Source organism: Kitasatospora sp. NPDC101183 (assembly GCF_044767945.1).
GTDB lineage: Bacteria > Actinomycetota > Actinomycetes > Streptomycetales > Streptomycetaceae > Kitasatospora.
On the sequence record NZ_JBIWOW010000009.1, the window covers coordinates 306,318 to 318,468 of the forward strand.

The following is a 12,151-nucleotide window of genomic DNA, read 5'->3' on the forward strand; positions in this document are numbered from 1 at the left end:
GCCGGCAACTCCCGTACGGGGAGGGCGAGGAGATCCCCGTCTCAACTACGCGCGTAGCGCCGCCGAGGGCGTGTGGAGGCCGTCCGACCAGCCGTTATCGTGGTGACGGTCAGCAGCTCACCACGGTTCCCCGGGGCCCGCGTCGCGGCGGGTTCTCCTGGTGTTCCCCCTCGCTCGACCTGCCGTTCGTAGTGGCCCCACCGCCGGTGGACGTACCAGCGGGCGGCGCCCGACCTACGGAGAATCGCGCAGTGGCCGCCGCCCCCGCCCAGCTCTTCCCGCCCCGCACGCCCGGACCGGCCCGTCTGGTGGTGCTGGTCTCCGGCTCCGGAACCAATCTGCAGGCGCTGATCGACGCCGTCGCCGACCCGGCCTACGGCGCCGAGATCCTCGCCGTCGGCGCCGACCGGGACGGGATCGCCGGCCTGGAGCGCGCGGAGAAGGCGGGCGTGGCCACGTTCGTCCACCGGGTGAAGGACTTCGCGGACCGTGCCGCCTGGGACCGCGCGCTGACCGCCTCCGTCGCCGCCCACGAGCCGGACCTGGTCGTCACGGCCGGCTTCATGAAGATCCTCGGCCCGGAGTTCGTCGCGGCCTTCGCCGGGCGGATCGTCAACACCCACCCCGCACTGCTGCCCGCCTTCCCCGGCGCCCACGGCGTCACCGACGCCCTCGCGTACGGGGTGAAGGTCACCGGCTGCACCGTTCACCTGGTCGACGCCGGTGTGGACACCGGGCCGATCATCGCGCAGGGCGTCGTCGAGGTCGTCGACGCCGACCACGCCGATGGCGGCGACGCGCTGCACGAGCGCATCAAGACTGTCGAGCGCAAGCTGCTCGTCGACGTCGTGGGCCGGCTGGCCCGCGAAGGTCACCGCATCGAGGACCGAAAGGTATGGATTCCGGCATGAGTGCCAGCTCCACCACCACGCCCGTTTCGGAGAACGTCCGTCCGATCCGTCGCGCGCTGATCAGCGTGTACGACAAGACCGGTCTGGAGGAGCTGGCCCAGGGCCTGCACGCCGCCGGGGTCGCCATCGTCTCCACCGGCTCCACCGCCGGGCGCATCGCCGCCGCCGGCGTCCCGGTGACCGAGGTCTCCGAGCTGACCGGCTTCCCGGAGTGCCTGGACGGGCGCGTGAAGACGCTGCACCCCCGCGTGCACGCCGGCGTGCTCGCCGACCTGCGCCTGGAGTCGCACCGCGCGCAGCTGGCCGAGCTGGGCGTCGAGCCCTTCGACCTGGTCGTCGTGAACCTCTACCCGTTCAAGGCCACCGTCGCCTCCGGCGCCACCCCGGACGAGTGCGTCGAGCAGATCGACATCGGCGGCCCGAGCATGGTCCGCGCCGCCGCCAAGAACCACCCCTCGGTCGCCGTCGTGGTCGACCCGGCCCGCTACGAGGACGTGCTCACCGCCGTCCGCGAGGGCGGCTTCGACCTGGCCACCCGCAAGCGCCTGGCCGGTGCCGCGTTCGCCCACACCGCCGCCTACGACGTGGCCGTCGCCTCCTGGTTCGAGGCCGGCTACGCCCCCGGCGACGCGGACTTCCCCGCGTTCCTCGGCGCCACCTGGGAGCGCCAGAACGTGCTGCGCTACGGCGAGAACCCGCACCAGGGCGCCGCGCTCTACAGCGACGGCACGGGCGGCCTGGCCGGCGCCGAGCAGCTGCACGGCAAGGAGATGTCCTACAACAACTACGTGGACACCGACGCCGCCCGCCGCGCCGCCTACGACCACGCCGAGCCGGCCGTCGCGATCATCAAGCACGCCAACCCGTGCGGCATCGCCACCGGCGCCGACGTCGCCGAGGCGCACCGCAAGGCCCACGAGTGCGACCCGGTCTCCGCGTACGGCGGCGTGATCGCCGTCAACCGCCCGGTCACCGTCGCGCTGGCCGAGCAGATCGCCCCGATCTTCACCGAGGTCGTCGTGGCCCCGGGCTACGAGGACGGCGCCCTCGAGGTGCTGACCAAGAAGAAGAACCTGCGCGTGCTGCTCGCCGACGGCGCCCCGGCCAACCGCCAGGAGGTGCGCCCCGTCTCCGGCGGCGTGCTGCTCCAGGACGCCGACCGGGTGCACGCCGAGGGCGACGACCCGGCGAACTGGACGCTGGCCACCGGCGAGGCGCTCTCCGAGGCCGAGCTGACCGAGCTGGCCTTCGCCTGGCGGGCCTGCCGGGCCGTCAAGTCCAACGCGATCCTGCTGGCCAAGGACGGCGCCTCGGTCGGCGTCGGCATGGGCCAGGTCAACCGCGTCGACTCCTGCAAGCTCGCGGTCGAGCGGGCCGGCGAGCGGGCCAAGGGCTCGTACGCCGCCTCGGACGCCTTCTTCCCGTTCCCGGACGGCCCGGAGATCCTGATCGCCGCCGGTGTCAGGGCGATCGTCCAGCCCGGCGGTTCGATCCGTGACGAGCAGGTCGTCGAGGCCGCGCAGAAGGCTGGCGTGACGATGTACTTCACCGGCGCGCGCCACTTCTTCCACTGAGCCTGACGGCGCAGCAGAGCGGCCCGGCCCCCTCCGAGGAGGGGGCCGGGCCGCTCTGCGTCCACCGCGTCAGGGATCAGTAGCGGGGCCGGTTGAACCAGGCCACGCCGTCGCGGGTGCTCATGGCGACGATCCACAGGATGCAGATGCCGCACCAGAGCCCGCCGAAGACGATGCCGAACCCGGCGCTGCCCGGCGTCTGGGAGCTGCCGGCGATGCCGCTGATCATCACGAAGGCGCCGATCAGCAGGAAGATCGAGGCGTAGACGATCGTGGTGACACGGGTCGCCGGGCCGCCGCTGCCGAACTTCACACCGAGCGTGATCGAGAGGATCGCCGCGAGCAGGTACAGCACCGCGAAGACGAGCAGGATGCCCGCCGCCATGTTGCCGAACGCCGTGGTGGTGGAGCTGGAGCTGTGCTGGTTGGCCACCGACTTCGCCCCGGCGGCCCCGATGAACAGCGCGCCCATGATGAGGACCTGCACGCCGCCGATCACGAACAGCAGCACCCGGGTGGTCATCACCAGGCCCGGCATGGACTGCGGCTGGGCCACCGGCGGGTAGCCGTAGCCGGCCGCCTGGGGGTAGCCGTACGCCGCCTGCTGGGGCTGCTGCGGGTACCCGTACGCGGCCGGCTGCGGCTGGGGCTGCTGCTGCGGGTAGCCGTACCCCTGGGGCTGCGGCTGCGGCGGGCCGTACGGGTTGTTCGGGTCGGGCGGGTAACTCATGGATGCCTCCGGGCAGTTGCGGGGACGCGGGGACGGGACGGCGGAGGACCCGGGTGCGGCCGGCGGGTCGGGGTCACCGACCGGGACGGGACGGTGGTCGAGCGCACCGACGCGCCGTCGACGGTGACGGCGGTCCCGGGCTCAGTGCCGCGACGAGCGGGCGCCCGGAACGGCCCTGCGCGGGCGCGCGGCGAAGGGCCGCGCGCATGGGCGGTCGGGCTGCTCGGTCTGCTGCGGTCGGCTCACGTCTTCCCCCGGGTACGCCCCGCCGCGGTGTCCGGCGGCCCGTCACGGGGCCGGTCGCGGCAGGGTATGCCAGGCCATCGTCAACCGGACGGCAGGGCCCTGTCCAGCCGGTTCCCGGGCACGGCGCGAGACTGTGGCGCAACCGCAACGTCGGCCGGACGCCGGGTGGGTGCCGCCCCTGGTTCGGGGGCGTTCCGCGATCCGGGAGAATGGGTTCATGACTGCCCAGATTCTCGATGGCAAGGCCACCGCCGCCGCGATCAAGTCCGAACTCGCCGCCCGCGTGGCGGCCCTCAAGGCGAAGGGCGTCACGCCCGGCCTCGGCACCGTCCTGGTCGGCGACGACCCGGGCAGCCGCTGGTACGTCAACGGCAAGCACAAGGACTGCGCGGAGGTCGGCATCGCCTCCATCCAGCGCGAGCTGCCCGCCACCGCGAGCCAGGAGGACGTCGAGAACGTCGTCCGCGAGCTCAACGCCGACCCGACCTGCACCGGCTACATCGTCCAGCTGCCGCTGCCCAAGGGCCTGGACCAGAACCCCGTCCTCGAGCTCATGGACCCGGACAAGGACGCGGACGGCCTGCACCCGACCTCGCTCGGCCGCCTCGCCCTGGGCATCGAGGGCCCGCTGCCGTGCACCCCGCTGGGCATCGTCGAGCTGCTCCGCCGCCACGACGTCACGATCGACGGCGCCGAGGTGGTCGTCGTCGGCCGCGGCATCACCGTCGGCCGCTCGATCGGCCTGCTGCTGACCCGCCGCAGCGAGAACGCCACCGTCACCCTGTGCCACACCGGCACCCGGGACCTGGCCTACCACCTGCGCAAGGCCGACATCATCGTGGCCGCCGCCGGCGTGCCGCACCTGATCAAGCCGGAGGACGTCAAGCCGGGCGTCGCGGTGCTGGACGTGGGCGTCAGCCGCAGCGAGGGCAAGATCGTCGGCGACGTGCACCCGGGGGTGGCCGAGGTCGCAGGCTGGATCTCCCCGAACCCGGGCGGCGTGGGCCCGATGACCCGCGCGATGCTGCTGAACAACATCGTCGTGGCGGCCGAGCGCCGCGCCGGCGTCTGACACCCCAGGGAGACGGCGAGCATGTCTGAACCGCGACCGGCGCGGTCCCGGCGCAGGCCGGTCAAGACCACCGGCACCCTGCCGCCCGAGGGCTCGCGCGCGGCCCTCGGCTCCGGCCACGCCCTGCCGGTGCGGCAGTGGCCGATAACCCTGGTCCTGTCGGTGGTCGGGGCCGGCCTCGCGGTCACCTGGTTCGCCGACTTCAAGGACGGGTTCAAGTACGGGCTGCTGATCCTCGGCTGCGGCGTGCTGCTGGGCGCCGTGCTGCGGCTCGTCATGCCGGAGGTCGGCATGCTGGCGGTGCGCAGCCGCTTCACCGACGTGATCGTGATGGGCTTCCTGGGCGCCTCGATCGTGCTGCTGACGCTGGTCGCGCAGCCGAACCCGTGGCTGGAGATGCCCTGGCTGGACAACATCGGGCAGCTCATCGGCAGGCCCAAGCACTGACCTGCGGGTCCGCGTCGGCCCCCGCCCCGGGAACACCGGGCGGGGGCCGACGCCGCGCTGTGACGCATCAGCCACGACCGTGCGCCCGGCACGCGCGTCGCTTTGCGGTAATCTGACGCCGGTCTCTCGATGTCGAGAGACCATCCCTGGCTCCAGCGCCGGTGTGCCTGGGGCACCTGGCGATCTGCTGGAGAAGGTAGAAATGACTCGCACCCCCGTCAACGTCACCATCACCGGAGCGGCCGGCCAGATCGGCTACGCGCTGCTCTTCCGCATCGCCTCGGGCCACCTGCTCGGTGCCGACGTGCCGGTGAACCTGCGCCTCCTCGAGATCCCGCAGGGCCTCAAGGCCGCCGAGGGCACCGCCATGGAGCTCGTCGACTGCGCCTTCCCGCTGCTGCGCGACATCAAGATCACCGACAACCCGAACGAGGCCTTCGACGGCGCCAACGTCGCCCTGCTGGTCGGCGCCCGCCCGCGCACCGCCGGCATGGAGCGCGGCGACCTGCTGTCGGCCAACGGCGGCATCTTCGGCCCGCAGGGCAAGGCCATCAACGACAACGCCGCGGACGACATCAAGGTCCTGGTCGTCGGCAACCCGGCCAACACCAACGCCCTGATCGCCCAGCGCAACGCCCCGGACGTCCCGGCCGAGCGCTTCACCGCGATGACCCGCCTGGACCACAACCGCGCCGTCGGCCAGCTGTCCGCCAAGACCGGCGCCCTGGTCTCCGACATCAAGCGCGTCACCATCTGGGGCAACCACTCCGCCACCCAGTACCCGGACATCTTCCAGGCCGAGGTCGCCGGCAAGCCGGCCTTCGAGGCCGTCGGCAGCGACCTGGCCTGGCTGGAGGGCGACTTCATCCCGACCGTCGCCAAGCGCGGCGCCGCCATCATCGACGCCCGCGGCGCCTCCTCGGCCGCCTCGGCCGCCAACGCCGCCATCGACCACGTGCACACCTGGGTCAACGGCACCGCCGAGGGCGACTGGACCTCCATGGGCGTCGTCTCCGACGGCTCCTACGGCGTCCCGGCCGGCCTGATCTCCTCCTTCCCCGTCACCACCAAGGACGGCGCGTTCGAGATCGTCCAGGGCCTGGAGATCTCCGACTTCTCCCGCGCCCGCATCGACGCCTCGGTCAACGAGCTGGTCGAGGAGCGCGACGCGGTCCAGGAGCTGGGCCTCATCTGAGCCCGCGATCCGCGTACGGCCCGTCTCCCCGTCCAGGGGCGGCGGGCCGTCGGCGTCGAATGGCGGTCCTACACTGACCGGCTGTGAACGAAACCATCGGCGACGCCGCGCTCGTCCTCGTCTTCATCCTGCTGGGCGGGCTGTTCAACGTCGCCGAGATCTCGCTGATCTCGCTGCGCGAGGGCCAGATCCGGACGCTGGAGGCGCGCGGGACCCGGCGCTCGGCCCGCGCCGCGCACCTGGCCGCCGACCCCAACCGCTTCCTGGCCGCCGTCCAGGTCGGCGTGACCTGCATGGGCTTCCTCTCCGCCGCCTTCGGCGCGGACACCCTGGCCGGCAAGGTCGCCCCGCTGTTCGTGGAGGCCGGGCTCTCCCCGGGGATGGCCGACGCCCTCGCCCTGGTCGGCCTCACCCTGGTGATCAGCTACGTCTCGCTGGTGCTCGGCGAGCTCACCCCCAAGCGCATCGGCCTCCAGCGCGCCGAGTCCATCGCCGTGGCCTCCGCCCCCGTGGTGGACGTCATGTCGGTGGTGCTGCGCCCGGTGATCTGGCTGCTCGGCCACTCCACCAACCTGATGGTCCGCCTCCTCGGCGGGGACCCGGCCGCCGGCCGCGGCTCGATGAGCTCCGAGGAGCTGCGCGGGCTCGTCGCCGCCAACACCGAACTCGGCAGCGACGAGAGGACGTTGATCGCGGACGTGTTCTCCGCGGGGGAGCGCCAGCTGCGCGAGGTGATGGTCCCGCGCACCGAGGTGACCTTCCTGGACGCCGAGCGGCCGCTCGCCGCCGTGCGCCACCAGTCCGAGACGGCCCCGCACTCGCGCTACCCCGTGGTCGAGGGCAGCGCCGACGCCGTCGTCGGCTTCGTCCACGTCCGGGACCTCTACGGCGCCCGCGGCGAGCAGGCCGCCAAGGTCCGCGACCTCGCCCGGCCCGTCAAGCTGCTGCCCGGCACCAAGCGGGTGCTGGAGGCGATGGGGGAGATGCGCCGCGAGGGCCACCACCTGGCCATCGTCGTCGACGAGTACGGCGGCACGGCCGGCATCGTCACCCTGGAGGACCTCGTCGAGGAGGTCGTCGGCGAGATCCGCGACGAGTACGACCGTCCCGAGACCGCCACCACCCGCCGCCTCGCCGGCGGCGGCGTGGAGCTGGACGGCCTGCTCAACCTCGGCGACTTCGAGGAGGAGACCGGCGTGGTGCTGCCCGAGGGCCCGTACGAGACGGTGGCCGGCTGCCTGGTCGCCTCCCTCGGCCACCTGCCCCGGCAGGGGGACCAGGCGCGGATCGTCGCCGAGAACGGCCAGGGCGTGCTGCTGACGGTCGCCAAGCTGGAGGGCCGTCGGATCGCCCGGGTCGGGGTGAGTGCCGTCACACCGCCGGAACCCGATGCTCCGGAGGTTTCCTGACCGGGCGGGGGAACTGGAACAATGGCCCGCATGGTCAACGCAGCGGTCGCCACCGGTCCGGTCAAGGACCGTCCCCGGGTGCTCTCCGGCATCCAGCCCACCTCGGGCTCGTTCCACCTCGGCAACTACCTGGGCGCGGTGCGCCAGTGGGTCGACCTGCAGGAGGAGAACGACGCCTTCTACATGGTGGTCGACCTGCACGCCATCACCGTTCCGCAGGACCCGGCCGTCCTGCGCGAGAACACCCGCGTCTCCGCCGCCCAGCTCCTCGGCGCGGGCCTCGACCCCGAGCACTGCACCCTGTTCGTCCAGTCGCACGTGCCCGAGCACGCGCAGCTCGCCTGGGTGATGAACTGCCTCACCGGCTTCGGCGAGGCCTCCCGGATGACCCAGTTCAAGGACAAGTCCTCCCGGTACGGCGCCGAGGGCACCACCGTCGGCCTGTTCACCTACCCGATCCTGCAGATCGCGGACATCCTGCTCTACCAGGCGGACGCCGTCCCGGTCGGCGAGGACCAGCGCCAGCACGTGGAGATCACCCGCGACATCGCCGAGCGCTTCAACTCGCGCTACGAGCCGACCTTCAACGTCCCCAAGGCCTACATCCTCAAGGAGACGGCCAAGATCCAGGACCTCCAGGACCCGGGGATCAAGATGAGCAAGTCGGCCTCCTCGCCCAAGGGCCTGGTCAGCCTGCTGGACGAGCCGAAGGTCAGCGCCAAGAAGTTCAAGAGCGCCGTCACCGACACCGGCACCGTCGTCTCGTACGACGAGGAGCAGAAGCCCGGCGTCTCCAACCTGCTGCGCATCCACTCCGCGCTCAGCGGCCAGTCCGTCGAGCAGCTGGTCGCGCACTTCGAGGGCAAGATGTACGGCGCCCTCAAGACCGAGCTGGCCGAGCTGTTCACCGAGTGGGTCACCCCCTTCCAGGAGCGCACCCGCAGCTTCCTGGACGACCCGGCGGAGCTGGACCGGGTGCTCGCGATCGGCGCGGAGAAGGCCCGTGCGGTGGCCTCCCTGACCCTGGAGACGGTCTACGACCGGATCGGCTTCCTCCCGGCCGCCAAGCGGTGACTCCGCTCACACAACTGCCCGATGGTGAGCGGCTCCCGGAGCTGCTCACCATCGGCGTGTCCGTGACCGTCCCGGAGCCGTACGCCGCGCAGATCCAGGACGCCCGGGCCGCGAACGGCGACCCGCAGGCCCGGTCGATACCGACCCACGTCACCCTGCTGCCGCCGACCGACGTGCCCGCCGAGGCCCTGCCCAAGATCGAGGAGCACCTCGCGGCGGTGGCGGCCGCGCACCGGCCGTTCCGGATGCTGCTGCGCGGCGGCGGCACCTTCCGCCCCGTCTCCCCGGTGGTGTACGTCCGGGTCGAGGAGGGCGCGCAGGAGTGCCGGCTGCTCCAGGCGGACGTCCGCTCGGGCCCGCTGGCCCGGGAGCTGGCCTTCCCGTACCACCCGCACGTGACGGTCGCGCACGGCCTGCCCGAGGAGGCGCTCGACCAGGCCTACGAGCAGGCGCGCGGCTACCGGGCGGCCTTCAGGGTGCCGGGGTTCTCGCTCTCCCGGTTCGACGCGGACGAGGTCTGGCGCCCCTGGCGGGACTACGTCTTCTCCTGAACGCCTTCTCCCGAACCGCTTCTCCTGAACCGCTTCTCCTGAACTGCGCGAACTACGCTTCCCTGCGCCCGAGTTCGAGCATCCGGTCGACCACCCGCCGGGCCGCTCCGCCGTCGTCCAGGGCGCAGTGCTCGGCCCGGAAGCGGCGGTAGCGCGCGGCGTAGCCGTGCGGCAGGTCGGCCCCGCCGTCCGCGAGTTCGCGCAGCGCGCCGAGCAGCTCGGCGGAGGTCGGCACCAGCGGGCCCGGGGCGTCCTCCTCGAAGTCGAAGTAGAAGCCGCGCAGGGTGTCGCGGTAGTGCTCCAGGTCGTACGTGAAGAAGTAGATCGGGCGGCCGGTGATCGCGAAGTCGAACATGATCGACGAGTAGTCCGTCACCAGCACGTCCGCGACGAGCAGCAGCTCCTGCGGGTCCGGGTAGTCCCCGCAGTCGTACAGGAAGCCGTCGCCCGCCGAGGGCAGCGGCTCGCGCACGTGCGAGTGCGGGCGGATCAGCAGCACGTGGTCCTCGCCGAGCAGGCGCCGCGCGTGCTCCACGTCCAGCTTCAGGTCGAGCCGGAAGCCGTCGCCGTCCCCGCGCTGCTGGTCCTCGCGCCAGGTCGGCGCGTACAGCACGATCCGCTTGCCGTCCGGGACGCCGAGCTTGCGGCGCACGGCCTCGGCGGTGCGCGCGTCCGGCGCGGCGAGCACGTCGCCCCGGGGGTAGCCGGACTCCAGCACCTCGCCCTCGTAGTGGAAGGCGCGCTGGAGGATCGGGGTGGCGAAGGGGCTGGGGGAGAGCAGCAGGCTCCACTGCGGGGTCTCGCGGTCGAGCGCGTCCAGGTAACCGTGGTCGGAGAGCCAGGAGTTCTCGACGTCGTGGGCGATCCGCTTGAGCAGCGAGCCGTGCCAGGTCTGCACGACGACCTGGCCGGGGCGGCGCTCCAGGAAGTCGGGGAAGTGCGTGTTGCCGACGAGGTAGCGGCAGGTGGCCAGCGCGCGGTACCACTCCGGGCTCCAGATCCGCACGGCGCTGACCCCGGGCGGCAGCTCGGCCTGGGCGTCGTCGACGACCCACAGGTGCTCCAACGGCTCGCCGCGGCGGGCGAGTTCGGCGTGCACCGCGCGCGGCGAGTCCGCGTACCCGCGGCCGCCGAACACGTCGTACAGCACCGCCTCGCGCACGGGCTCCCGGCGGGCGGCCGGGTAGTGCCCGGTGCGCTGGCGCTGCTGGGTGAAGGCGCTGCGCTCGGCGGGGTCCAGCACCGGGGTGGAGTCCACCAGCAGGGTGTCGGCCCAGCGGCGCTGGAGCAGGACGCGCTTGCCGCCGGCCGTGGTGGTGGCGGGCAGCGAGGGCAGTACGGCGGGGGCGGCGAGCAGCGGGCGGCCGGGGCCGGAGCGGTCGGCGGGCTCCAGGGTGACGCCCCAGACGCCCTTGCGCAGCGGCAGCGCGACGCCGTCCGAGCCGGTGCGGGTCGCGGGCACCCGGGCGAGGAAGCGGCCGTCGCCGGTGGTGGCTATCGGGGTGCGGACCTCGTCGGCGAGGGCGTCGTGCCGCAGGACGAGTTCCAGGCCGTCCTCGGCCGCGCCCGGGCAGTGGCCGGACAGCTCGAAGCCGCCGGCGTGCCCGGTGATCCGGTCGACGAACCCGGCCGGGGGCTGGACGCAGACCTGGAGGCGGCCGTCCGCGAGGTGCTTGAGGTAGAGCACCCGGTCCGGGGCGTCCGGCAGCCGGTGCTGGCCGGCCACCGGGCCGCCGCGCTCGTCCAGGCAGAGCTGCTCGGTGCCGCCGTCGGGGTACAGCAGTTCGGCGTCCCAGTGCTCCAGGTCGCGGGTGCCGCGGCCGTCCTCGGTGAACGGCCGGTAGGGCAGGTGGACGGTGAAGGTGTTGCCGGTGCGGGCGAGGGGGCGCTCGACCACGGCCTCGCTCTCGCGGTGGCGCAGCCGCAGCACGGTGCCGGACGGGCAGGAGTCGGCGGCGCCGCGCAGGTCGAGGCCGTCCCCGGCGGGGGAGGCCCCGGTGAGCCGGGCGTTGGGGCGCTCCAGGCGCAGGGTGAGGCGGCCGTCCTCGAAGAACGGCTGGAGGCGGACGTCGCGGTCCACCCAGCGCGCCGGCGGGTACTCGCCGGAGCCGCACCAGTGCGGGGCGAGCGCGCCGTAGCGGCGCCGCAGCCGGGCGGGGCGGGGGCGGGTGAACAGGGTGGTCTCGATCCGCCAGTCGCCCAGCAGCCAGCGGCCGTCGCGGCGCAGCCGGGAGGGCTCGACGACGGCGGTGAAGCCGGACCAGTCGTGGTTGAACTCGGGCTGGGCGCTGTCGTCCGTGACCTCGGGCATCCGTCTCGGGCGCGAGCGCAGGTGGACGGGCGGGCGCGAGGCGTCCCGGTGGCGCAGGGTCAGCCAGGTCCAGGCGGAGCCGGGGCGGCCGGTGTCGAGGTCCAGGGGGCGGGAGAAGCCGGTGAGCTCCAGGCCCCGGGCGTGCCAGCGGGCGCGCAGCAGGCCGAAGACCACGTCCTCGTCGGCGGCGCTGCGGGCGGCGGTCACACGGGGGGCGGCGTGGGGGAGGACGAACCGTGTGAGCGCTGGCATGGCGGGATGGGCCCTTCAAGGAACGGGACTCCCGGGCATGGCGGTGTACCGGGAGCGCGGCCGGCGGTCCGCGCCGAGGGGGGCGGGTCGAGGGCCGATTTCACATCCCATACCGGGGCGACGCCCCTGGTCAACTGTACGGAGCGGCGAATTTCCTCGGAAATTCGCGCGCCAATCACCAGGCCGAGCGCAAAGCGGACTCAAATGGTCGTAAACGACGTGTTGTTTCTCTCAGGTGATTCCCAGGAATCCCCGGGGCGGGCGGCCCCCCCCCCGGGGGGGGGCCCCGGGGGGGGCGGGGGAAAACCGGGGCGCAAGGCGCCGCCCCCCCCGGGCGCGGGCGCTTAGGGGTGCCGGGAAGCGGACGCCAGCCGGCCCG

General features: G+C 73.2%; 10 protein-coding genes. 8 read left to right on the plus strand and 2 right to left on the minus strand.

Going from position 1 to position 12,151, the window contains the following annotated elements; all coding sequences use genetic code 11:
- Positions 1-251 precede the first annotated feature (251 nt).
- Both purN and purH read left to right on the plus strand, forming a co-directional pair.
- Positions 252-911, plus strand: coding sequence for a phosphoribosylglycinamide formyltransferase (gene purN / locus ACIRRS_RS15710; RefSeq protein WP_402970424.1), 660 nt, complete (start codon positions 252-254; stop codon positions 909-911).
- On the plus strand, positions 908-2,485 hold the full coding sequence (gene purH / locus ACIRRS_RS15715) for a bifunctional phosphoribosylaminoimidazolecarboxamide formyltransferase/IMP cyclohydrolase (RefSeq protein WP_402970426.1): 1,578 nt from the start codon (positions 908-910) through the stop codon (positions 2,483-2,485). The genes purN and purH overlap by 4 nt, the downstream gene beginning before the upstream one ends.
- A 76-nt stretch (positions 2,486-2,561) precedes the next feature.
- On the opposite strand, the gene ACIRRS_RS15720 is transcribed toward purH, so the two are convergent.
- On the minus strand, positions 2,562-3,215 hold the full coding sequence (locus ACIRRS_RS15720) for a hypothetical protein (RefSeq protein WP_402970428.1): 654 nt from the start codon (positions 3,213-3,215) through the stop codon (positions 2,562-2,564).
- Between the two features lie 463 nt (positions 3,216-3,678).
- On the opposite strand from ACIRRS_RS15720, the gene ACIRRS_RS15725 reads away from it, so the two are divergent.
- The 6 genes from ACIRRS_RS15725 (at position 3,679) to ACIRRS_RS15750 (ending at position 9,209) form a co-directional block, all read left to right on the plus strand.
- A complete protein-coding gene (locus tag ACIRRS_RS15725) occupies positions 3,679-4,533 on the plus strand; it encodes a bifunctional methylenetetrahydrofolate dehydrogenase/methenyltetrahydrofolate cyclohydrolase (protein ID WP_402970431.1) in 855 nt (284 codons plus the stop codon).
- A 21-nt stretch (positions 4,534-4,554) separates the two neighbouring features.
- Positions 4,555-4,980, plus strand: coding sequence for a DUF3017 domain-containing protein (locus ACIRRS_RS15730; RefSeq protein ID WP_402970434.1), 426 nt, complete (start codon positions 4,555-4,557; stop codon positions 4,978-4,980).
- Positions 4,981-5,182: 202 nt separating this feature from the next.
- The gene (locus ACIRRS_RS15735; protein ID WP_402970437.1) at positions 5,183-6,175 is read left to right on the plus strand and encodes a malate dehydrogenase; all 993 of its coding nucleotides are present in this window, start codon (positions 5,183-5,185) and stop codon (positions 6,173-6,175) included.
- A gap of 83 nt (positions 6,176-6,258) precedes the next feature.
- Complete coding sequence (locus ACIRRS_RS15740) at positions 6,259-7,584, plus strand: hemolysin family protein (protein WP_402970439.1); 1,326 nt, start codon at positions 6,259-6,261, stop codon at positions 7,582-7,584.
- A 30-nt stretch (positions 7,585-7,614) separates the two neighbouring features.
- Positions 7,615-8,658, plus strand: coding sequence for a tryptophan--tRNA ligase (trpS, locus tag ACIRRS_RS15745; RefSeq protein WP_402970442.1), 1,044 nt, complete (start codon positions 7,615-7,617; stop codon positions 8,656-8,658).
- Complete coding sequence (locus tag ACIRRS_RS15750) at positions 8,655-9,209, plus strand: 2'-5' RNA ligase family protein (RefSeq protein WP_402970445.1); 555 nt, start codon at positions 8,655-8,657, stop codon at positions 9,207-9,209. The genes trpS and ACIRRS_RS15750 overlap by 4 nt, the downstream gene beginning before the upstream one ends.
- Positions 9,210-9,261: 52 nt before the next feature.
- Here ACIRRS_RS15750 and ACIRRS_RS15755 read toward each other — a convergent pair whose 3' ends face one another.
- Positions 9,262-11,772, minus strand: coding sequence for a CDP-glycerol glycerophosphotransferase family protein (locus tag ACIRRS_RS15755; RefSeq protein ID WP_402970448.1), 2,511 nt, complete (start codon positions 11,770-11,772; stop codon positions 9,262-9,264).
- Positions 11,773-12,151 lie beyond the last annotated feature (379 nt).